The organism is Dyadobacter soli (assembly GCF_900101885.1).
Lineage (GTDB): Bacteria > Bacteroidota > Bacteroidia > Cytophagales > Spirosomataceae > Dyadobacter > Dyadobacter soli.
This window is the reverse complement of record NZ_FNAN01000037.1, coordinates 1-22656: the sequence shown is the minus strand read 5'-3', so window position 1 is coordinate 22656 and position 22656 is coordinate 1. Positions and strand designations below refer to the sequence as shown.

At 51.9% G+C, this 22656-nt stretch carries 22 protein-coding genes; 14 read left to right on the top strand and 8 right to left on the bottom strand.

The genetic code is table 11. The features are described 5' to 3' along the window. Positions 1 to 2 precede the first annotated feature (2 nt). Positions 3 to 1931, bottom strand: coding sequence for a pectinesterase family protein (locus BLQ88_RS35660; RefSeq protein ID WP_090157807.1), 1929 nt, complete (start codon positions 1929 to 1931; stop codon positions 3 to 5). Positions 1932 to 2059: 128 nt separating this feature from the next. Between BLQ88_RS35660 and BLQ88_RS35655 the strand changes: the two genes are divergently transcribed. The 3 genes from BLQ88_RS35655 (at position 2060) to BLQ88_RS35645 (ending at position 6135) form a co-directional block, all read left to right on the top strand. Then, entirely contained in the window at positions 2060 to 2731 is a 672-nt protein-coding gene (locus BLQ88_RS35655) for a CAP domain-containing protein (protein ID WP_090157806.1), read from the top strand. 132 nt (positions 2732 to 2863) lie between these two features. Continuing rightward, the gene (locus tag BLQ88_RS35650) at positions 2864 to 4351 is read left to right on the top strand and encodes a sulfatase family protein (protein WP_229213006.1); all 1488 of its coding nucleotides are present in this window, start codon (positions 2864 to 2866) and stop codon (positions 4349 to 4351) included. A gap of 14 nt (positions 4352 to 4365) precedes the next feature. Then, positions 4366 to 6135, top strand: a complete 1770-nt coding sequence (locus BLQ88_RS35645) for a sulfatase-like hydrolase/transferase (protein WP_090157793.1) — start codon at positions 4366 to 4368, stop codon at positions 6133 to 6135. Positions 6136 to 6150: 15 nt separating this feature from the next. Here BLQ88_RS35645 and BLQ88_RS35640 read toward each other — a convergent pair whose 3' ends face one another. Next, positions 6151 to 6648: a hypothetical protein gene (locus BLQ88_RS35640; RefSeq protein ID WP_090157792.1), complete on the bottom strand. Its 498-nt coding sequence runs from the start codon at positions 6646 to 6648 to the stop codon at positions 6151 to 6153. Between the two features lie 11 nt (positions 6649 to 6659). After that, positions 6660 to 6842 (bottom strand): hypothetical protein, encoded by a 183-nt coding sequence (locus tag BLQ88_RS35635; protein WP_090157791.1) that lies wholly within the window; start codon positions 6840 to 6842, stop codon positions 6660 to 6662. Positions 6843 to 7002: 160 nt separating this feature from the next. Here BLQ88_RS35635 and BLQ88_RS35630 point away from each other — a divergent pair, with 160 nt between their 5' ends. The 5 genes from BLQ88_RS35630 to BLQ88_RS35610 are packed head-to-tail and all read left to right on the top strand — an operon-like array spanning position 7003 to position 9393. Beyond that, complete coding sequence (locus tag BLQ88_RS35630; protein WP_090157790.1) at positions 7003 to 7326, top strand: ArsR/SmtB family transcription factor; 324 nt, start codon at positions 7003 to 7005, stop codon at positions 7324 to 7326. 6 nt (positions 7327 to 7332) lie between these two features. Next, positions 7333 to 7800 carry an SRPBCC domain-containing protein gene (locus BLQ88_RS35625; protein WP_090157789.1) on the top strand — a complete coding sequence of 156 codons (468 nt, stop codon included), beginning with the start codon at positions 7333 to 7335 and terminating at the stop codon, positions 7798 to 7800. Between the two features lie 22 nt (positions 7801 to 7822). Then, on the top strand, positions 7823 to 8206 hold the full coding sequence (locus BLQ88_RS35620; protein ID WP_090157788.1) for a DoxX family protein: 384 nt from the start codon (positions 7823 to 7825) through the stop codon (positions 8204 to 8206). Positions 8207 to 8218: 12 nt separating this feature from the next. Further along, positions 8219 to 8791, top strand: coding sequence for a YdeI/OmpD-associated family protein (locus BLQ88_RS35615; protein WP_090157804.1), 573 nt, complete (start codon positions 8219 to 8221; stop codon positions 8789 to 8791). A 35-nt stretch (positions 8792 to 8826) separates the two neighbouring features. Then, complete coding sequence (locus BLQ88_RS35610; protein WP_090157787.1) at positions 8827 to 9393, top strand: DUF4256 domain-containing protein; 567 nt, start codon at positions 8827 to 8829, stop codon at positions 9391 to 9393. Positions 9394 to 9468: 75 nt separating this feature from the next. On the opposite strand, the gene BLQ88_RS35605 is transcribed toward BLQ88_RS35610, so the two are convergent. Then, complete coding sequence (locus tag BLQ88_RS35605; protein WP_090157786.1) at positions 9469 to 10458, bottom strand: aldo/keto reductase; 990 nt, start codon at positions 10456 to 10458, stop codon at positions 9469 to 9471. Positions 10459 to 10556: 98 nt separating this feature from the next. After that, positions 10557 to 12233, bottom strand: coding sequence for a serine hydrolase domain-containing protein (locus BLQ88_RS35600; protein WP_090157785.1), 1677 nt, complete (start codon positions 12231 to 12233; stop codon positions 10557 to 10559). Between the two features lie 442 nt (positions 12234 to 12675). On the opposite strand from BLQ88_RS35600, the gene BLQ88_RS35595 reads away from it, so the two are divergent. Genes BLQ88_RS35595 through BLQ88_RS35585 form a run of 3 tightly spaced genes read left to right on the top strand, consistent with a single transcriptional unit; the run spans position 12676 to position 14990 of the window. Then, positions 12676 to 13008, top strand: coding sequence for a hypothetical protein (locus BLQ88_RS35595; protein WP_090157784.1), 333 nt, complete (start codon positions 12676 to 12678; stop codon positions 13006 to 13008). Between the two features lie 4 nt (positions 13009 to 13012). Next, the gene (locus BLQ88_RS35590) at positions 13013 to 13312 is read left to right on the top strand and encodes a hypothetical protein (RefSeq protein WP_090157783.1); all 300 of its coding nucleotides are present in this window, start codon (positions 13013 to 13015) and stop codon (positions 13310 to 13312) included. Continuing rightward, entirely contained in the window at positions 13302 to 14990 is a 1689-nt protein-coding gene (locus BLQ88_RS35585) for a PepSY-associated TM helix domain-containing protein (RefSeq protein WP_090157782.1), read from the top strand. Before BLQ88_RS35590 ends, BLQ88_RS35585 begins: the two co-directional genes overlap by 11 nt. A gap of 5 nt (positions 14991 to 14995) precedes the next feature. Here BLQ88_RS35585 and BLQ88_RS35580 read toward each other — a convergent pair whose 3' ends face one another. Next, the gene (locus BLQ88_RS35580; RefSeq protein WP_229213005.1) at positions 14996 to 15298 is read right to left on the bottom strand and encodes a winged helix-turn-helix transcriptional regulator; all 303 of its coding nucleotides are present in this window, start codon (positions 15296 to 15298) and stop codon (positions 14996 to 14998) included. 189 nt (positions 15299 to 15487) lie between these two features. Here BLQ88_RS35580 and BLQ88_RS35575 point away from each other — a divergent pair, with 189 nt between their 5' ends. Then, positions 15488 to 16912 (top strand): MFS transporter, encoded by a 1425-nt coding sequence (locus BLQ88_RS35575; protein WP_090157780.1) that lies wholly within the window; start codon positions 15488 to 15490, stop codon positions 16910 to 16912. Positions 16913 to 16921: 9 nt separating this feature from the next. Here BLQ88_RS35575 and BLQ88_RS35570 read toward each other — a convergent pair whose 3' ends face one another. After that, on the bottom strand, positions 16922 to 18784 hold the full coding sequence (locus BLQ88_RS35570) for an arylsulfatase (protein ID WP_090157779.1): 1863 nt from the start codon (positions 18782 to 18784) through the stop codon (positions 16922 to 16924). Between the two features lie 321 nt (positions 18785 to 19105). Here BLQ88_RS35570 and BLQ88_RS35565 point away from each other — a divergent pair, with 321 nt between their 5' ends. Next, positions 19106 to 20806, top strand: coding sequence for an alpha/beta hydrolase family protein (locus BLQ88_RS35565; RefSeq protein ID WP_143017017.1), 1701 nt, complete (start codon positions 19106 to 19108; stop codon positions 20804 to 20806). 66 nt (positions 20807 to 20872) lie between these two features. Then, positions 20873 to 22354, top strand: coding sequence for a MutS-related protein (locus BLQ88_RS35560; RefSeq protein WP_090157777.1), 1482 nt, complete (start codon positions 20873 to 20875; stop codon positions 22352 to 22354). Here BLQ88_RS35560 and BLQ88_RS35555 read toward each other — a convergent pair. After that, on the bottom strand, positions 22351 to 22656 hold a 306-nt coding region (locus tag BLQ88_RS35555; protein ID WP_143017016.1), incomplete at its 5' end, for a transposase. The two genes, BLQ88_RS35560 and BLQ88_RS35555, sit on opposite strands and share 4 nt — an antisense overlap.

Genomic DNA, 22656 nt, shown 5'->3' with positions numbered 1-22656 from the left:
TGTTATTTCCGAACAGCCACTCCGTTTTTTGAGAATACCCTTTTCAGGAAACCGGAAACCGTAGCGAGCGTCGGCTCGAACCACGGATCGAAAAACATGAACGTGTGAGGGGCGTCCGGGAAGGACTTCACTTCGTTGTATGTGCCGAATGCATTCAGTTTTTGGATAAAATCGGTTCTTCCGGCATGCATCCGGTCCACGGAACTGTTGATGAACAGGAACGGGGGCGTCGTTGCGCTCACATGCGTGAGCGGGGAAGCTTCATTCCAGAGGTCGGGGCGCTCGGCTTTGGGATAGCCAAACCAATAGGTAGCCGCTGAAATCGACTTGGAATCGTTGCCCTCACCCGATTCCGGGTGGATGAAGGCCAGCGTACCATCGATGTCGATCACCGCCTGCACCGTGCTGGACACCGCATTTTCACCTGTTACGCCTTCAAATTTAGCGTTACCATTCGTAGCGCCAATGAATGCTGCGAGCTCGCCGCCCGCCGAGAAGCCCAGTATCGCAATGCGTGCCGTATCCACGCCATATTCCTTTGCATTAGCCCGTATCCATCGGACGGCGGCTTTCAGATCGTGCACTGCGGCGGGGTATAATGCGTGGGTAGATAGGCTGTAATCTGCTGTGATACAAACATATCCGTTTGCTGCCAGCTTTCGTGCGAGCGTGTTGTTATGCGTGCGGTCGCCCGAGCGCCAGCCGCCGCCATGCACCATCAGAATGGCTGGTTTGAATGCCTTCTTGTTGGGTTTGTACACATCCAGCAGCAGCTTTTTGCCGCCAGGTGTTGTGCGGTAGGCAATGTTCCTCATTACCTGCACCGAGGCGGGCATGGTGGAGTCGGCAATGCGGATGTTCGGATGGGCCGCGATTTCGTGCCGATAGGAGCCGTTTACTGAAAAGCTGGTGTCGGAAATGCCCGATGGCTGCAACCGGAGTTTTTTGCCCGGAATCCAGCCTGAAAGGATATTTTCGATCGTATACTTTTCCCTTTCCTGCGCGGTAAGATGCTTCGACCACGCTACCCGTCCACCGGTATTGGCACCGGGGCCTGTGCTGTTGTACTCGGCGTAAAGTGTGGTTTTTTCCTTATCCGGGAACATATTATCGCCCTTCCACGGGTCCCAGCCCTCCTTCACGATGTGCCCGCCCATTTCGGTATCGATGAAAACGGTTTTGGCGAACGGTCGCCACGGTCGGCCGAGGTACACTTTGGTGGCTTCCGCGCTGGCCGTCAGCTTGCAATTGAAAAAGACGTACCCGTATGCCTGCTCGCGGGTGGTGGAGGCGGCGGTAATGTAGGAATTGGTGAGGCTTTGAATGGTGCAGTTTTGGAAAACGGCGGTGGCTTCACCGAAAATGAAATCGGTAGTGCCGGTAATGAGGCAGTCTTTGTAGTAGTTCCGACCGTCTTTGGACGTATATAATGTATCCTGATTGCCCAGAATGCGGCAATTATAAACTTCAATGCGGTCGCCTTCGGTGGCCAGTGCGACGGCCTGTCCCACGCGCCCGGCTGTGTTTTCGATGGTGAGGTTTTGCAGGGTGCAATCGTTCGCCTGCACCAATACCGTATAGGATGTATAGGTACTGAATTTTGCATTGCCGGTAAAATCATGGCCAGGGAAATCCTTGCCGGAAAAGTCATTATTAGTAATGATGGTGCCCTCGGCGCTTTCGCCGATGAGGGTAATGTTCTGTTTCCAGGCCGGAATCACGAGCTTTTCGCGGTAGGTACCGTTTTTGACGCGAATCGTAGCCCGTATCTGCGAATGGTCGCGCACAGCATTCACCGCTTCCTGGATTGTCCTGAAATCGCCGCTTCCGTCCTGTGCGACAGTGAATTGCTGTTCGACGGCCTGCACCTGCGCGTAAGCATTCAGGTGGAACAAGAGCCAGGCAAGCAGCAAACATATTCTGGTTGACATATGCTGAGAATTCGTTTTTATCAATGCAGTCAAAGAACGGGGCCGTGCACCGCAAAGTTTTTTTAATATTATTTTATTCTTATTTTTCATGCATATTGTTCTAAATGATTGAAGTCGTTTGCAACGCCATGGAAACCCTGATCATTTTTGCCCTCTATTTATATTCTCATTTGGGATCGAATCTGCATAAGAACCAATATTATGCGGTGGATGAGAGCCGTTTTTTTGCATTTCCCAAATCAAATGAGCTGATTCCATTGCAGAATCCGGACACGCTGTTTCTCGATGCTGCCGTTTTTCATGCGAGTAATGAAGTCCGGAAACAGCACGATTTGCAGCCATTTCAATATGACCCGGGTTTGTATCTTGCCTCGTCGGGACATGCTACTTCGATGGTTTACCGCATGTTTTTCAATCATACCAATCCTTATAGCCCTTATGAACGCACAGCCCGGCGACGGGTGGAATTATACACGAAAAGATTTAGAAGGGTTGGTGAAAATATTGGAAAATACCAAACACTGGTAAGTGGTGATTATATGATCGCCCGATGGGACGGTCGCCTGAATCAATATGAATTCCTGAATGAAAGTGATCGTAAACTTTGCAAACCATTCACCTATGCGGAGTATGCAAGGTTTGTGGTAGCACAATGGATGGCTTCAACCCCGCACCGCAATAACCTGATGAATCCGGCCTATACCTACCTGGGTTGCGCCGCGCGGCTCTCGCCCGAACCTTATCTTCATAAAAAAGCCCCTTACGCAAGCCTCGTACAAAACTTCGGCGGCGAACAATAGGATTTCGTGTTTGCTCACATCCGTGCGGGAATTTTTCTCTAAGGTGTGCTAAAATCGGGCAAAATGGTGTGATAAGTAAGTAAATTAGCCCCAGACCTTTTTGTTTGAGCTCCAATCCTAATCAAACCCGCATTGAAAAGCATTACCAATCTACGCTGGCTGTGGGCAGTGCTGCTGGCCGCGCCATTGTTCCTGCAATATCTTCCTGAAAAGCCGGCGGTATCCAGGCCCGCCGCAAAGCCCAACATTCTTTTCATTTTCGCCGACGACCAACGTGCCGATGCCCTGGGCATCGCGGGCAATGCCGTGGTGAAAACGCCGAATATTGACCAATTAGCGAGGTCGGGTACGCGCTTTGCGAACTGTTATGTGATGGGCGGGCACCACGGGGCGATCTGTGCGCCGAGCCGGGCAATGCTTATGAGCGGCAAGAGTCTTTTTCACGTGTATGATGTGCTCGATGGCGTCCACACTATGCCGCAGCATTTCGCCGGGAACGGCTATGAAACCTTCGGCACGGGCAAATGGCACAATGGCGCTAAAACCTTCGAAGCTTCATTCCAAAAGGGAAAAGCCGTAATGCTCGGCGGTATGAGCGACCATTTCCAGGTGCCTGTGCGGGATTTGAACAATGGCAAACTCGGCGAGCCCGTGACCAAAGGTTTCTCGACCGATATTTTCACCGAGGCTGCGCTTTCCTACTTGGACGAATATGCGAAGGGCAACAAAGCCAACCCGTTCTTCTGTTACATCGCCTACACCGCCCCGCACGATCCGCGCTCGCCCCGCGAGGATTACATTGGCAAATACCCCGCAAAGGACATTCCGCTGCCGGGTAATTTCAAACCCATACATCCGTTCGACTACGGCGAGGCGCAGGTGCGCGACGAAAACCTGGCGCCATGGCCACGCACGCCGGAGATTGTAAAGGCTACATTGTCAGATTATTATGGGCTGATCAGCCACCTGGATACCCGCGTGGGCGACATTATCCAGTCGTTGAAGGACAAGGGACTTTATGAGAACACGATCATTGTTTACGCGGCTGATAATGGGCTGGCGGTTGGGAGCCACGGACTGCTTGGCAAGCAAAGCCTCTACGAGCACAGCATGAAAGTGCCGTTTATCGTCACAGGGCCTGGTATTGCAAAAAGTCAGGTGTCCAATGCGCTGGTGTACCTGTACGATATTTTTCCTACCCTGGCATCCGTAACCGGACTTCCGGCGCCAGACGGCGTGGATGGCAAAAACCTCGCCGGGGTGATCGGCGGGAAGGCGAAAAGCGTTCGCGAGAGCAGTTTTACCGCCTACCGAAACCTGATAAGGGCCGTACGTGACGACGAATGGAAGCTCATCCGCTATCCCAACCGCGATTATACCCAGCTTTTTAACCTCAAAAAGGACCCGCTGGAACTGGAAAACCTTTCGGGAAAGGCCGAATACCGGCAGAAAGAAGAAGCTCTGAAAAAGCTTTTGATCCAATGGCAAGAAAAAACAGGCGATACCGTCGCGTATACGGCCAAAACGATCCTGCCAATGAAGTACGAGCCGGAAAAGTTCGAGCGCACAATGGATAAGTTTCAGCCCAAATACACTCAGGACAAGTATTTTAAAAAGTAGTTTTTGAAAAAGATATGAAACACGCACGCTTTCACCTTTACTTGCTTTTCGCATTGTGCGCACTACAATGGCATTCGGCAACTGCGCAAAAACGCCCCAATATCGTACTCATCCTCGCCGACGACCAGGGTTGGGGTGATTTGAGCATTAATGGCAATACCAATGTCCGCACGCCGCATATCGATCGCATCGGGAAGGAGGGGGCGCAGTTCTCGCGCTTCTACGTCTCGCCCTTGTGCGCGCCTACGCGGGCGGGCCTGCTCACGGGACGTTACCACTACCGTACCGGCGTTTGGGGCGTGTCCAATTCGCGTGAGTTCATGAACCTCGACGAGGCTACCCTGGCCGATTTGCTCAAAAAGGATGCTTATGCCACGGGCTGCTTCGGTAAATGGCATAATGGCAGCCAATATCCCTATCATCCCAATGGCCGCGGGTTCGATGAATTTTACGGCATGCTCAGCGGGCATTATGCCAATTATTTCAACACGACCGTCGACCATAATGGCGAGCCGGCCAGAAGTACCGGCTACATTGCCGACGACCTGACCACGAAGGCCATTGATTTTATCGAAAAAAGCACGAAAGCCAATAAGGCATTCCTCTGTTACATTCCCTACAACACGCCGCATTCACCTTTCCAGGTGCCCGATAAGTACTATAACAAGGTGAAAGCGCGGGGTATCAAACAGTTTAGCCATAATAGGGGAGAAGAGGACGAAGAGACGACGATCACGGCGCTGGCGATGACCGAAAACATCGACGACAATGTAGGGCGGGTCCTGAAAAAACTCGATGAGCTGAAATTGACGGAAAACACGATCGTCATTTACCTCAGCGACAACGGTCCCAACTCCTGGCGCTGGAACGGCGATATGAAAGGCAGAAAGGGCGCTCCCGGCGAGGGAAGCGTGCGCGTACCATTCCTCATTCGCTGGCCCGGCGTGATTCCCGCGGGGAAAGTGGTGGACGGCAACGCGGCTTACATTGACGTACTTCCTACATTGATCGATCTGGCGGGTACACCTATGAAGAAGAGCGGCAAACCACTGGACGGCATCAGTCTGAAACCTGTGTTGACGGGCACCGCCCGCATTCCGGACCGGCTGCTGTATTTATCGATCAACAAAATCAACAGCGTCAAAAAAGGGCATTATCTATATCAAAACAATGCATTATACGACCTTGCTGCCGATTCTACCCAGCAACATAACATCGCGTCGAAACACCCCGCATTGACCGACAGCCTCCGCATTGCGTTCGACCGGTGGTATGCCGAGGTGTACAAAAACATCGATTCCGCGCGTTCGCTGCCGGTAGGTTACAGCCAGTTTCCTAAAACGGTGTTGCCCTCCCAGGACGCTATTCTCCATCGGTCACCCAAAGGCACCCTTTCGTACAGCGCCTCCGCTCCAAACTCTTCCTGGATTGCAAACTGGTCGGATACAGCCTCTTATGCGAGCTGGAACGTGGATGTGCATACCGCCGGCCGGTACCAGGTGAACCTGCGCTACACGAGCGCCGACGCGGGCGATGCATTCAAATTAGTATTGAACAAGAACCAAATATCCGGCACCATCCCCGAAGCTTACGATCCCCCGTTGCTCCCAAGTCCTGATCGCGTGAAGCGCACCGCCGAGTCCTACGAAAAGGAGTTCCGAACGCTGAAAGTCGGTGAAATCCGGCTGGAAAAGGGTAGTGGCAAGTTGAAATTGCTTGCTACCGGCATCAAAGGCAGCAAGTTCGCAGATATTCGTGCGGTGGAATTGGTGCTTTTGAAGTAGTCTAAGGTTCTGGTTTTATTTAAGCGGAAAGTACATTTTTTTCAAATGTGCAATATCCACCAGGTCCTTTGGCCGACCTGAGGCCTCTTTATCCGCAATGAGATCTTCAATGCTGATTATGAATATTTCAATACTATCCCGGATGAAAGCACGCCGTCGTTCAAATGCATCCCGAAACCTTATTGGTGCTTTGATTTGCGGAAGGAGATCCAGCGTGCAATCGCCTAACTTGTATCTCAAAAATGAGTGCCGGGGATCGGGCGCTTGTTCTGCTTTGAGCCTTGCTACATCAATTTGGATGGCTTCCAGGGCGTCCAGCAAAAGATAGTAATTTGAATAGGTCGGATTAAACCAGATGTCCAGATCGGGTTCGTCTACAAATTGCCCATTGCTGGCCACGGACATCCTGATATAACCATAGTACCCGACGGCAACGCCGCCTACAACCAGATACTCTACCTCATGTTTGATTAATGTGGCTAGCACATCTTTAAATGAGGCGGTATGGCTCATAAAGTGTAATGCTATCTGGTTGTTGATGTTTTGTCTTTGGAAAGCGATTGTTCAGCGGGGCCATCGCCTCTCAGGAAGTGAATAAAACTTTCAAGTTTTCTCTGCCGAGCTGCGAGTTCAGCAGGACTAATCCTACCCGTCGAGGATTCATCTTTCAGATCGTCGAAACTGTCGTATTTCTCTAACTTTTTCATTTGGCAAGTCTCTTTTTGTTACAGAAACACAGAAAGATACAAATCTGGTGCGTTACATCCTCTCTAAAAAGCCATTTATCCAATAATTTTTCAAAAAAATCCCGTAAAAATTTGCGTAGTTAAGTGACTACATATAAATTCGTAGCCAAATAACTACGCAATGAACCTGAGACGAGATGTTTTTCAAGCCATAGCGGACCCCACGCGGAGGGCCATCCTGCTGCTACTGGCGTCGCAATCCCTGACGGCGGGGGCGATCGCCGCGAACTTCGATACGGCCAGGCCGACGGTTTCCAAGCACCTGCAAATACTTACCGAATGCGAGTTGCTGAAACAGGAACAGACCGGTCGGGAAATTTACTATCACTTAAATCCGAGCAAAATGAAAGAGATCGCAGATTTCATCGAGCCTTTCCGGCAAATGTGGGACGACCGGTTCAACAAACTGGAATCCATTATGAAAAACTATCAATCCAAAAAATAGCGGAACATGGAACGAAAGACCAAAATCAATGCGGAGGAGGGTAGGCAGGACCTGCTGATAACCAGGGAGTTTGACCTGCCGCTGGAACTGCTTTTCAGGGCATACGTGGAGCCTGAAATCGTGGAGCAATGGATGGGTACCAAGGTTTTGAAGCTCGAAAACAAGGTCCACGGCGGCTGGCGGTTCGAAACTTCCGATCCCCAGGGTAATGTCGTGCTCAGGACGCATGGCGTCATTCACGAATTTGTGCCGGAGCAGAAGATCACGCGTACATTCCAAATGGAGAACACCCCGTACCCGGCGCAGCTGGAATTCCTCGTATTTGAAAAACTCACCGACGAAACCAGCAAACTCACGATGCAAATGATATTTAAGTCGCCCGCCGATCGCGAGGAAATCTTGAAACTGCCTTTTTCAGGAGGTATCAATATGGCGCATAACCGGCTGGAAAAAGTTGTCAGACAATTAATTTAAAAACCTTTAACACGAAAACACCATGGAAAAGAGAAACAGGATCATTTACTGGATTTTTACCGCCTGGCTCGCCCTCGGAATGACTTCGACCGGAATTGTACAGCTCATGAAAGTGAAGGAAGAAGCGGAAATGTTCGCACGCCTGGGCTATCCCGCGTATCTGCTGACGCTCATCGGCGTATGGAAAATTCTAGGCGTGATTGCAGTACTTATTCCTAAATTCCCGCTTCTAAAAGAGTGGGCGTACGCCGGGTTTTTCTTTTGCATGTCGGGCGCAATCGTCTCGCACCTGGCGCTCGGCGACCCGATCGGCGAGGTGGCGCCGCCGCTTTTGCTGCTCGTGCTGACGGTCATATCCTGGTATTTCCGCCCGGCAAGCAGGAAACTGGCCCCGGTTCAAATTTAAATGCACATTCATATGAACGACAAAGTCGATGCGTACGTGGCGCAGTCCAGGCAATGGCGGGAGGTGATCGAGGAGTTGCGCAATATCGCGCTGGATTGCGGGCTTACCGAGGATTTCAAATGGGGAAAGCCGTGCTATTCGTTTGAAGGTACCAACATTGTTGTTATCCAGGGTTTCAAGGCTTATTGCGCGGTGCTGTTCATGAAAGGCTATTTGCTGAGCGACCCGGAAAATGTCCTCATTAAAACCGGCGAAAACACGAAAGTAGGACGCCAGATCCGCTTTGCGACGGCAGCGGACGTGGTTGCATTGGAGCTGGTCCTGAAAGCCTACATCCGCGAAGCCATTCAGGCGGAGCAGTCGGGGGTGAAGGTGGAACTGGATAAATCGCTTCCGGTACCGGCCGAGTTGCAGGATACATTCGACGAAATTCCCGCATTGAAAAATGCCTTCGACGCATTGACGCCCGGACGGCAGCGGGCCTATATCATCTATTTCACTTCCTCCAAACAATCCCAGACCCGCCAGCTGCGCATCGAGAAAAACATCGAGCGCATCCTGAACGGCAAAGGTTTGAACGACTAGGTTTTTTATTGAATTAATTTAAAGAACAAAAAACTATGGCCATTGATAAAAAAGAACTCTCGGCGGAAGGCCGCGACGAACTGTTAAAGACACTGAAAACACGTTTTGAAAAGCACAAAAGCCGTCACGAAAGCATTAAATGGGCCGATGTGGAAGCGAGCCTGAATGCGAAACCTGAAAAACTCTGGCCGCTGGACCAGATGGAACTCACAGGAGGCGAGCCGGATGTGATTGGTTTCGATAAAAAAAACGGCGAATACATTTTCGTCGATTGCGCTGCCGAAAGCCCGAAAGGCCGCCGGAGCCTTTGCTACGACCGCGACGCCTGGAATTTCAGGAAGGAAAACAAACCCGAAAATACCGCGTTGGACATTGCTGCCGAAATCGGTATCGAAATCCTCGACGAAGAAGAATACCGCCATTTGCAGACGCTCGGCAAGTTCGACCTCAAAACATCCAGCTGGATCAAAACCCCGGCCGACATCCGCAAACTCGGCGGGGCGGTGTTCTGCGATCGCCGGTACGACACGGTTTTCTACTACCACAACGGCGCCGAATCGTACTACGCCGCCAGGGGCTTCCGTGGAAAACTGCTGGTGTGACAAGATGTTAATGCAAAAAAGAACGGCCCGTTTGTAAATGCAAAAGGGCCGTTCTTTTTTACAAGCCTGAATCTATCACTTTTTAAAATCTACCAGCTGGCTGTTAATCGCGTGCAGCTCATCGGCTGAAAGATCAATATCGATTGCCTGCGCATTGGAAATGGCCTGTTCCGCATTGCGTGCGCCTGCGAGGACTACGGTAACGCCTTTTTGAAGCGTTGTCCAGCGCAGTACCAGCTGTGCGAGCGTCGCATTCTTTTCCGCCGCGATCGGCGCCAGCGTTTTGAGCAAAGTTTTCATCTTATCAAGGTCGAACTGGCCGAAATAGCCATTGCGGTGATCGTCGCTTTTCAGGGTTTCGTTTTGAAAATACTTGCCGGACAGCAAACCTCTTTCAATGGGGCTGTAAGCGATAATCCCGATGTTGTTTTCGACCGAGTAAGGTACCAGTTCGGTTTCGATAGCGCGGTTGAGCATGCTGTATGCCACCTGGTTGGAAGCCGGTACGAGCGTTTTAGAAGCTTCTTTCAACAATTCCAGGTTATGGTTGGAGACGCCGGCGGCACGGATCTTTCCTTGCCGGATGAGCGTTTCCATAGCCTCCATGGTCTCGTCGATCGGCGTGGTAACGTCTGGCCAATGCTGCTGCAAAAGGTCAATGTAATCCGTATTCAGCCTTTTCAGGCTTTCCTCCACTTCCTTGATGATATTCGCTTTCGACGAATATTCGTAAACCGAAAGGTTTTGGCCATTGTCCCGAATATCAAAGAAATGTGCACCCTTGCCAGCATTGCTACCATCCCATACGAGCCCGAATTTGGTAAGGATCTGGACTTTGGTCCTGTCTTTCCCTTTCAGCGCTTCCGCGATCAGCTCTTCACTCAACCCGAAGCCGTAAAACGGCGCTGTGTCGAGCGAAGTAACGCCATTGTCCAACGAAGCGTGAATCGCCTCTATCGAATCTTTTTTCTCGTTTCCTCCCCACATCGTACCACCGATCGCAAACGCGCCGTAGGTAATCGCCGATAATTGGAGGTCAGTATTTCCTAATGTTCTGTATTCCATGTTGATTAAAAAGTCATTTCTGCCTGCAAAATTCCGCTATCCCGCCGTATTCTCAAAATAACATAACTTATATGTTTCTATAATCTGAGTGATTGATTTCACTTTTGTGAGGCCCGGTTGGAATAGGACTGCGGAGCACCGGATTTGGCTTTTTCGAACCGTAGGCCGAGCGTTCGCGGAGTGGTCAGTTCTACGGCGGTTATTTCGTTCTTTTTATTCCTTTTGAATAGAAGGTCGGTTTTCAGGTCCGGGACGAGGAACCGGTCTTTGGAACAGGCAATGATTGCAAAACGCGCCCCGCTTACCAGTTGCATTTCCGCTCCCGCCGCCGACTTCACAATCTCAATCGCCGTTTCGGCCTCATCCGAAAGATACTTTCCGGCATATTCGTGTAGCGGCGTTTTCGCCGCCGCGCTATCCGCCCGGTAGTAGGCCATTGGCTCGGAAGAAGGTGGGGTAACCGCGAGTCCGCCCGTATTATCGAAGCTGAGGAGGATATTGAAAAAGTAAAACCGCAGGCTGTCGACAGGTTCCAGCGGAATCTCCGATAACTCTAATTCGTCTTTGCCGAGCGTAATATCGACATCGCGCATCGATTGGGCACTTTTGTAGAGGCCGGTAAGCCGTTGAAGCATTTTCCGGTCTATTCGAACGTCCGATTTCTTCCTCGGAAGCGGTGCGATGTCCTCGGGTTTTGCAAGCATTTGCAGTACCGCGGTCGCGGGATTGAAGCCGGCGGTATCCAGCATGGAGGTGTTGCTGAGCCACGCAATGGAAAGGCCGAGTGGGGGCGAACAAATCAGCCGGGCACGGTAAGAGGCCGTGGCACCTCCGTGATGGAACATCGGTTTGGCGACGTTATGCTCGATAAAAAGTCCTGCGCCGTAGTTATTGATCGATCCGTCGGTGAGCGTGTCCAGCGCGGTTTGGTTATCCAGCATAGCCTGGCCTCCCAATTTTCCAGTCGAGTAAAAGGCCGCCCAATTGAGCAGATCTTCGGCAGTTGTGAGCAGGCCACCAGGGCCGTGCACGGCGTCGTCGGGCATGGCCGTCCGGAACTTGCCTTTCGCGAGCTCGTACGCCTGGCTGCGCCCAAGAATCACTTTGCCGAAGTCATTCCGCCACTGGGTGCGGGTCATGCCGGCCGGTTCGAAGATGTATTGCCGTGTAAAATCAGCGAACGACATACCCGAAACCTTTTCAACGATAAGCGGCAGGAGAATGTAGTTCGAATTACTGTACCGGAATGCCTCGCCGGGCCGGTTGTTAATGCTCTTCTGCCGGGCAATAATGCGAAATGCTGCATTGTTGTCGATCACGCGCAGAACCTGCGGGGAGCCTGCAAACTCTGCGATGTCGCTCCATTCACGCAGCCCGCTGGTGTGATGGATGAGATGCCGGATCAGGATCGGCGCGCCGTAGGAGGGAAGGCCGGGGATGTACTTGTCCACCGGGTCATCGAGTTTCAGCTTTCCCTGTTTTTCGAGGAGCAAAACTGCCGCCGCTGTGAATTGCTTGGATACCGAGCCCGCCTCTATGAGCGATTCCGTCGTGAGCGGCGTGCCGGTTTCCAGATTGGCCATGCCCCACGCTTTGGAATACACGACCTGTCCATTCAGGCTGACAGCCAGCTGGCCGCCCGGCTTTTCTTGCGAGTAGCATTGAAAAATGCTGTCGATCCTGTGCGTAGGAATGTTCGCATCATCCTGTGCAAGGGAACGAGCGCCGGTTAATGCAAATGCCACCAGCAGGGCGAAGAAGTATAATGTTCGCATTTCTAACGATTCAGCAGTTTTCTTAGCCCCGGCCCGCAAAGCGCTCTCAGGCCGTGCGACTAATTTAGGTTTGTTAATATATAAATAAATTTAATATAAACGCAACCCCTGACCCTTACCGTCTAGTTTCCCAACTCTAAACTCCCAACCCAACGCTCAACTCAAACTCTAAACTCAAACTCTCAACTCAAACTCTCAACCCTCAACCCTCAACTCTAAACCTTAAACTCTAAACTCTAAACCCTTAACTCTCCCATTCCCCCCATCATGTAACCCCACGTTCCTTTTTTTCAGTATCGCGTAATTTTTTGCAGGCATTTTCCCGGTTTCGATTTATATTTGCGAAGTTTATTTAAACTAATTACAAATAATTTCTTCCAATTTTCTCATAACCAATAGCCTAGCCGCATCGCTTCGCCGGGTGCGTCTTTGAACCAATCCTATGTTCAGTACCATTTGTTTACTATTTCTCCTCGGGTTCATGCTCTGGATGAACACTTCCACTCGGATTTCCTGGTCCGATAAAAGCGAGGTAATGGCCCGCATGGCCGCCAATCCATTGTACGGTCGGTCCGCGGCGGGTGCATTGTTCCTGATTGCCACCGCATTATGCATTTCTTTGCTTGGGTTAGGGAGCGGTTTGTTCGCTGCGATCGTGATCCTGATGACAGCCGGATCGGTGTCCGTGCTGTTTTTTCCTTTCCGCTACTTCGGTTCGGTGGGAGTTGCGATACTTTACCTGTGTGCGGTGACGCTCGAACTTGTTACCAACTGATTTTATGCCTGCCAATAAGAAGTACCTGACCAAATCGCCCTGGCTGCGACTGAGCAAGATCCTCGCGGGAAGCGTCGGCGGATATGCCGTTACCATGAGCCTGCATTTGTTTTTCACGGCTTTCCTGCCGAAAGAGAACGTCATCATCACCGCCTATTTTACAGGCTACATCCTCTGGGCGTTTTTGCTGCTTTACGCATTCATCGCCACGAACGTGTGGCGGGTGTGGGGCCTTTATATCCTCCTTACCGTCGTGTTTGCACTGCCTTACCTACTGAAATTCAACCTTAATCATGGATCCTAGGAAGTATAACATCTATTTTCACACGCATACAATCAGCGGGATCATCATCGCCGCGTTGCTGTATGTGATATTTTTCGCCGGGTCTTTTTCCTTTTTTAAAGACGACATTGCCGCCTGGCAAAAGGGCCGGTCGGAGGTAGGGCATAAGTTCGATCCGCCGTACAATCATCTGATCGACTCGCTTTCGCAGCATTACAACCTCCGGGGCCGCAATTTCAACTTCTACCTGCTGCGCCAGGGCCAGGGAACCTATGTGGATATGACCGCTTCCCAGGACACGACCATCAGCAAACCCAAGCCGAAGGCTAAAAAGGGCGAAGGGCGCAAGAGGGGCAGGGGAAGGCAGCAGGACGACGATGCGGCCTATTTCCGCTACCATTATGCCGACAAAAAGACGGGCGATTATTCCGACAGCTACGATATGGCCGAGTTTCTCTACCGCCTGCATTTCCTGGCGCAACTCAACCAGGTAGGCATCAATATCGGTACGCCCTTCGGTTATCTGGTGGCCGGAATCGTAGCGTTTTTATTCCTTTTTGCATTGATTACCGGCTTGCTTTTGCATTGGGATAAGATCAAATCCAACTTCTTCCTTTTCAGGCCGATGAGCAAATGGAAGACTGTCTGGACCGACATGCACACGGCGCTGGGTGTGATCGGCTTCCCGTTCCAGCTCGTATTTGCCGTTACCGGGGTGGTGCTGATCGTGAACTACGTATTGCTCGCCCCTTTTGCAGATTTGCTATACAAAGGGGACACCGAAAAGCTTTATGAAAGCCTGCAATACAACAAAACCATGAAGGTGGATTACACCTACAAGCCCATGAGCGGTAATTTCGATATGGATGCGTTCGTCGGAAAGTGGCAGAATGAATGGAAAGGCAGCCAGATCACCCGCATTTACATCCGTAATTACATGGACGAGAGCATGCAGGTGAGCCTCGAATCCAAACCAAACCCCGGTACCAACTTCGCAGGCTCCGGATTTGCGACGGTCAACATCGCCAGCGGAAAAGTATTGGAGCAAAAGTCGCCAAACACGGACGGCAATTATATCGACGGCGTGAAAAGCCTAGTATACCACCTCCATTTCGGCGATTTCGGCGGCAAGCCATTGCGGATCGTGTTCTTCCTGTTGGGACTAATGGGCTGCGCGGTGATCATTTCAGGCATTATGATCTGGCTCGTCGCGCGCGACAAGGTCGCTACCGAGCTCCGCAAGCGCAGGTTCAATTTCTGGGCTAGCAACTTTTTCCTCGCCGCTTGTCTCAGTATGCTACCGGTTACGGCTTTTACCTTTGTTATGGTCAAAATGCTCGACCACGTCGATCAGTCGGTGATTTACAAGACCTATTTTTACAGCTGGCTCGTGCTGGGTATTTACCTGATGATCCTTCGCAGCCTCCCGCGCATGAACCGCCACACATTGCTGTTATCCGTCGTACTTTGCCTGGGCGTGCCTATCGCTAACGGCATTTCTACTGGGTTATGGATCTGGAACACCTGGCAGCAGGGCGCATTCGACATCTTTTTCATAGATGCATTGTTTCTTGTCCTCGCAGGCTCATGTGCATACGCATTCACGCGCGTGAACACGGAGGCGAAGACTTTCAAAGTGCTCAGCCTGGCTAAGAAGGCACCCGAAAAAGTATTAAAAACCAGCGTCGTAAGGGAATAACCGCATTACTTGGGCCGGGTTTGCCGCTGGTACTCCTCGCCCCAGGCGCAGAGCGAATCCATAATGGGGATCAGGCTTTTGCCGATCTCCGACAGTTTGTACTCCACCCGCGGCGGTGATTCTGCATAGGCTTCACGCAGCAGAACACCGTCGCGTTCCAGTTGTTTCAGCTGAGCCGTAAGCGTCGCCTGCGTAATGTGGGGCAACTTGCGGCGCAGCACACCAAACCGCATCGGGCACTCCTCCCGGATCTTGTTCAGCAGCATCAGCTTCCATTTCCCGCCGATAATGTCCAGCGTGATATTCATGTTGCAATTTTTTTCTGAAAATGAATCAGAATCTGCATTTGTAATGGATTGATCTACAATAATAGTATCGTCCGTCATACCTGGTATCGTCTTATAAACTACTTGATTACGAGCGTTGACTGCCTGATTTTTGGCTGCAAATGAATGCAAACGGTGCATTTAGGTGCGCCATGATCTTCCAACAACGCAATGAATGCACAAATTTCAAAATGGCTGCTGCTGGCCATTATTTCTTCTTCGGTATTCCTGTCCGTGATGGATATTTTCATTGTGAATGTCGCCATTCCGGCCATTAAAGCGGGTATTCATGGCACCGACAGCGATATTCAGCTCGTCATCGCGCTCTACCTGCTCGGCTATGCGATCTTCCTCGTAACCGGCGGCCGGGCAGGGGATTATTTTGGTAAAAAGAAGGTGTTCGTGGTTGCTATGCTCGCCTTTGTGGTCATTTCGGCAGTTTGCGGTTTCGCGCAAACGCCCTGGCAACTGAATGCGGCCCGGTTTTTCCAGGGCGTGAGTGCGGCATGGATGATCCCGCAGGGCATTACCTACATCCAGGAATGGTTCCCTGGCGGTCAGGAGCGGGTTAAAGCATTAGGCATTTACGGCGCTGTGGCGGGAAGCGCGTCCGTGATCGGTCAGTTCCTGGGCGGGTTGTTACCCGAAATGCAGACTTTCCTGGAAGGCTGGCGGCTCGTTTTCCTTATCAATCTGCCCGTCGGGCTGGTGGTAATGCCCCTCGCCCTGATGTTTCTTCCCGCCGATGGTCGTCGGGTAGCGAGAGGAAGTAACAATGCCGGTTTCGATCATACGGGCGTCCTGCTACTCACGCTTGCGCTCGTGTGTGTAACCTATCCGCTCATACGCGGGCGGGAGCTGGGCTGGCCATGGTGGTGCGTGGTAATGCTCCTGGCCGGCGGCGCATTACTTGCCATTTTTTTCAAAGATCAAAAACAAAAACTTGCGGCAGGCCGGCAGCCGCTACTGGATGTTCGCCTGTTCGCATTCCGCAATTTCAACATCGGGATGGCGATTGTGCTGTTCTACTTCATGGTGCAGGATTCGTATTTCCTGATCAATGTAATGCTGCTCGAAACGGGGCTCGGGTTTAGTTCCGCTGAGACGGGTTTACTGTTTGTATTTCAGGGAATTGGCTACGTAGCCGCCTCGCTCGTCTCGCTGCGTCTGGTGCCTTTGTTTGGTAAAAAAGTATTGCAAACCGGCGTAGCCATCATGGTGAGTACATTGGCGCTGCATATCATGATACTGGACGGCGCGGAAGTGGATCGAAGGCTGCTTTACCCGATTCTGTTCGCCTACGGGACGGGCTGTGGCTCGGTGCTGCCGTCGCTGCTGGCTGTTGGACTCAAAAACATTCCCATAGCGCTCGCCGGAGCCGCTTCCGGCACGTTTTCGACTTTTCAGCAAACCGCAATAGCACTTGGTATCGGTGTAATTGGAGGCATATTCTTTTCCCATCTCGGTCCGTCACCGGATGTTGCGGACTACATTTCGGCATATCATACAGCGACCATTACCAACATGGCATTGCTGGTAATGGTCGCGTATTTTTTGTGGCTGTTGCCGGGGAATGAGGCGGTAGGTAGTAATTGAAATAACCGGCTACTTACCCGCCTGTTGCTGTGGCTGCGCCTGTTGCGGCTGACGGCGTTTGAGGACGTCGTCCCAGGTGATGTAGGGATAAATGTTGTATTTCTTGGCCTGTTCCTCGAAAAGTGCTTTGAGTTCTTCCAGCTTTTTCGGGTTTTTTTTCGCGAGATCGATGCGTTCGTTGAAATCCTCGTTGAGGTTATAGAGCTGCCAGTCGTTGTTGTCAGGGTTAGCCACGCTGATTGCGCTCACGAGGTTACCGGTAGCCGCCGAGGTCGGTTTGTAGGCAAAACCTGCCTTCCAGCCGTCGTAGTAGATCGACCGCGACCCGAAAATGTAGTAGTACTGTGTTTTGTGGCGTGACGCAGCCTTCGCATCCGCGATGGAATAAGCCAGCGAAGTACCCTGGATCGTGTCCTGCTTAATGCCGCGGATCACCTCCGGCGCTTTGATTCCTGCTATTTCGAGCGTCGTAGGAAGTAGATCGATCACGTGGCCGTACTGGTTGCGGATGCTGCCTTTGTCTGTAATGCCTTTGGGATAGAATGCGATGAGCGGATTGCGCGTGCCGCCTTCCGAATGCGCATCCTGTTTCCAGTTTTTAAATGGCGTGTTGGCCGCCTGCGCCCAGCCAAGCGGGTAGTTGGCATTGGTACCTTCCGGCGTACCGATCAGGTCGATCTGCGCCAGGTTGTTTTTGACCTGCTCCGTCTCCGAGAGCGGCGCCGCCGCAGCAGCAGCCGACGACCTCGTTATCACACCGCCCAATGCTCCTTCCTTGCTGGCGCCATTATCACCGATTACGACCAGAATGAGCGTGTTATCAAGTTGGTTGATCTTTTTGAGATGATTTACAATCCTGCCCACTTCATGGTCGGTGTAAGTGAGGTAGCCGGCATAGACCTCCATGAAACGTGCGTAGAGCTTCTTTTCATCGGCGGAAAGGCTCGCCCATGCGCGGATGTTCGGGTTACGCTCGGGCAGGACCACATTCGCAGGGATAATGCCCTGTTTTTTCTGTTGTACAAAAACCTTTTCGCGGAATTCGTCCCAGCCGCCGTCGAACTGGCCTTTATACTGATCGCTCCATTCCTTCGCTACCTGGTGCGGGGCGTGGGTGGCTCCCGGAGAATAGTAGAGGAAGAAAGGCTTGTTCGGTGCCGCTTTTTTCTGGCGGTCGATGAAACTGATCGCCTTGTCGGTGATCTGGTCGTTGAGGTGGCGGCCATCCGGTATCACGTGGGCATTGTCTTCCACGAGGTCGGGCTTGTATTGGTCGGTTTGCGAACCGAGGAAACCGAAGAAATGGTCGAAACCCTTTCCCGACGGCCAGCGATCGAACGGGCCCGCATCGGTAGCATCCTGGTCGGGTGTGAGCCCATATTTACCGACGGCGAAAGTGTTGTAGCCCGCCTCCCGCAGGATTTCGGCAATGGTACCCTTGTCGGACGGAATGCGGCCGTCCCAGCCCGGGAAGCCAAACGACGACCAGGTGTGCGAGAAGCCGCCCTCATGCACCGAATGCTGGTTACGGCCCGTCAGCAGCGCCGCACGGGTAGGGGCGCATATCGCCGCCGTGTGGAAATTGGTATAACGCAGCCCGTTATTTGCCAGGCTATCGAAAGTTGGCGTTCGGATCACGCCGCCGAATGTACTCGTAGCACCGAAACCGACGTCGTCGAGCAGCACCCATACCACATTCGGAGCGCCTGCGGGCGCTTTCACTGGATTCGTCCACACTTCCTTCGATTCAGCCAGCGTCTTCCCGACCGTGCCGGTAAAAGGCTGCTGCTGTTGCGTAATGTTTTGTGCAGCCGCGCGTGAGGTAATCCCCGCCGCCAGCAATGCTGCGAAAAGTAGTTTTTGGGAATGCATATACAAGATGTTTGGTAAAAACAGGGAGTAAAATGCCCCGGCCGACAGGCCGGTCGCGGCGCAAATTAGGTAATTCTGCTATAACCAATTTAATCTATAAAATAAATGGATTAATAAATTGAAGACGGTACCACTAGTGCGTGGAGGTAGTTTGTTTGCGGGAGACATCTGTATGCTACCAATGTTACGTGCCTGACGGCACTAGGCGTTTTTCCAGGCTTGTCAAAAAACACTGTGCAAATAGGGCATTCACCCGCTGCAACATACCGCCCGATTAGTTGTCTTTTGTAAAATGTTAGTCACATCGTAAAATCTGTCAATATGATTAATTGCTTTACGAACTGGTCGGGTCGACTTTTAATGCTAATTGTCTGGGCTAGCTTGCCTGCATGGGTTTGTCGGGCGCAGTCGCGGGTACCGGCTTTGGACAGTATGGGTGCCAATATGGCCCGGGAGAATTGGAAGGCGGCCATTCACTGGGCGCTGAAAGCCGGGGAGGCTATTCCCTCGGAAAAATACTGGCGCTACCTGAATGCGGCCGATTTTGCGAGCCGTGACCGGAATAAGGAATTGGCGTTGCATTATGCGGCACTCGTCGCGGATTCGGATATTGCTGTGAAGGCGCGTTTCGGGGAATCGTTCGCCTGGTTGAAAGACGATCCGCAATGGCAGCAGCTGACGCGTAAAATAGCGGATCGGAAAGAAGCGGAAAGGCAGGCGAAAATCAAATCGGCCCGGGTATTTCGTGATGAGCAAAAAGCAATGCAAGCCCAGACCGACGCGTTTGCAGAATCGCTCTCGCAGATAGGCTCGGCAGAAGCGCTCTACAAGGCGATCCGGCAAGGCAGACCGCCACGGCAATATCCGCGGGGCAGAAATTTCGTTTACGGCTGGACAAACCTGGACGGCAAGATCGAGTTGCCTTACCTGGTGCAGCTACCGCCTGGTTTCGATGGTAGCAAGGCATATCCGGTGGTCGTGGTGCTGCACGGGGCCGTGGCATACCAGCCCGAAACCAGGGACGTTCCGGATAGCGTCGATACGTTTTTCGGGCGGTTTTTCATGCGAATGGCCAGCGAGTCGGGGTTCATCGCGGTGTTTCCTTATGGTACCAAAACCTACAACTGGATGATGCCGGAAGACGGGTTCGGGCTGGTACCCGAAGTGCTGCGGCAGGTGAAGCGCCTTTTTCCTGTCGACGACAGCCGGGTTTACATCACCGGCCATTCCAACGGAGCCACCGGCGCATTTTCTTATCTCATGAAACAGCCCTCACTTTTTGCCGGTTTTTCGGGCATCAACAACCGGCCGCAGGTACGCACCGGCGGGACGTTTTTCAGGAATGCATTGAACCGCTCATTCTATAATGTAGCGACCGATTATGACTACTATTTTCCGCTCGAAGGGCACCAGGGAGTAACGCGTCTGGCGACGCAGCTGGGCATTAATTGGCAAAACCGGGAAATCCTCGGCAAGCGGACGCATGGCTTCCTGATCAACGACCAGAGTGATGAATCCCTGCAAGTGTACACGCAGCTGTTTGCAGATATGGCTTCCAAAAAACGCAACCCTTTCCGGGAACGGTTGTACTGGGAATGCGAGGATACTCAAAATGGCCGGTGCGACTGGCTTGAAATCACCCGGCTGGACACGCTTGCCAACGCTCAGAGCTGGCAGACGCCGGTAAATGTGCCTGTAACCGGCTGGCGCAAGGTCATGAATCCCGCCGAGCTGATCGATAGTACTTCCAATGCATTCCAGTTTCCGCGCCGTTCGGGTGCCGTGCAGGCGACCTACGCGGGAAACCGTTTCGAACTCACGACTTCCTGGGTAGGGAAGGTAAAACTGTTTTTGTCCCCGGAAATGATCGACTTCGCGAAGCCGCTGCAAGTCCGTATCAACGGCAAACAGGTTTTCGCCAGCCGCGTGGAGATGGACAAGGCATTGATGCTAAGCTCCTACCGCCGGGAATCGGACCATCAGGCGGTTTGGGCGGCTAGCCTGGAATTGGCTGTCCCTTAGGTTGAAAGCGGTTGTCGCATTCGATCCACTTTTTCATATCTTGTGACCGGCCGTATATCACATCTTATGAAAACCGACATTATGGACGCCTCACGCGTGAGCCCGCCCACAGGTACCCGCTTGGAAACGCCCACGAAATCCGAAATAAAAACCGGCAGCTTCAATTTCAGCCAGATCGAACGCTACTTTCGCATGGCTCCTGCGGACGACGGTTTTCAGCCGGTTTCGGATCGTACATTCTCGGACCTGGACCTGGAAGACGTTTTCAAATTCATAGATCGTACGCATTCCTGCGTGGGGCAACAATATCTGTATCATATGCTCAGAACCGTCCCCCGCGACCGGGCACGCGTGGGTGCGCTCGAAAATACGGTCGATGTTTTTCAGAAGAATCCGGCATTCCGGCGGGTTGCGGCTGAGGAACTGGCTAAACTGGACAATCGCGATGCCTATTACATTGCTTCCCTGTTCCAGGGCGAGCACATCAAGGAGCCGAAATGGTTGCTGTTGATCAAAATGTTGTCCGGAGTCAGCCTCGCAGCAGCTGTTCTTTCCTTCCTTTTTCCCAAGTTGCTGATATTGCTGCTCCTCCTGTTTCCCGTCAATATGGGCATCCATTATTGGAACAAAAACAATTTGTACCAATATGGCAGTTCGATACCGCAAATGCTGGTCATGGTCAGGATAGCCCGAAAACTTGCACGGGTTCCCGAATTCTCGGGCTTGCAGGGTATCCAAAAATCGATCGATTCGCTGAGGAGCGCGGGGCGTAAAATGGCTATTTTTAAAATGGAGGCAAAGCTGCAAAGCGAGATTGGCCAGATCGTCGATTATTTGCTGGAACTGGTGAAAGCATTGTTTTTAATAGAACCGGTGTTGCTTTTCAGTTCGCTCGATACGCTCAAAACCCGCAAGCAGGACATTAGCAACGTCTTTCACTTCATCGCGGAAGCCGACGCAGCATTATCCATTCTTGCATTAAGGGAAAGCGTGCCTTACCATTGCCGCATGGACGCCGGCTTGGCCACAAAACGCATCAAAGCCCGGGAAATGTACCATCCGTTGATCTGGAATGGTGTACCGAATGATATTGCGCTCCAAGGCAAATCGGCCCTGCTGACGGGCTCCAATATGTCCGGTAAGACGACATTCGTGCGGACGGTGGGTATTAATGCGATTCTCGGGCAAACGATCAACACCTGTTTCGCGAAGGAATTTGCCATGCCGCCGATGAACGTACGGTCGGCGATCAGAATGGCGGACGATCTGCTCGATGGGAAAAGTTACTACCTGGAAGAAGTGATGACCATTAAAAGTCTGGTGGAAGAATGCGCCGCCTGCGACCGCAGACTGATTTTGCTCGACGAGCTGTTTAAGGGCACCAACTCGGTGGAACGCATCGCGATCGGGAAATCGGTGCTGAGTTATCTCGCAAAGCAAGGTAATCTTGTATTTGTAGCCACGCACGACCGCGAGCTGGCCGATTACCTTAGCGACACCTACGAACTTTTGGATCAAGACCAAATGTTGTGGAGCACCTTGGATTAAGCATATAACTGGGTAAGGCGGTAAAGGAAGAATTCTACATTCCTGACTCCTCTAAACTGCGCCCTGAACGCTTTGATCTTCGCATTGAAAGATTCAGCGGATGCATTGGTGCTTCTGTTATCAAAATAGTTAACAATGGTCTTGTAGTGATTCTCAATCGAGCGGGCAACGGTATTGAATGATTTGAAGCCGGATTGCCTGACCTTTTCGTGCCACTTAGCCAGCCTGGTCAGTCCGTATATTTTTTCTTTTGTAGTCGTGAAAATGTTACTGAGCTCCAATGCCAGCTCGTATGCCTTTTT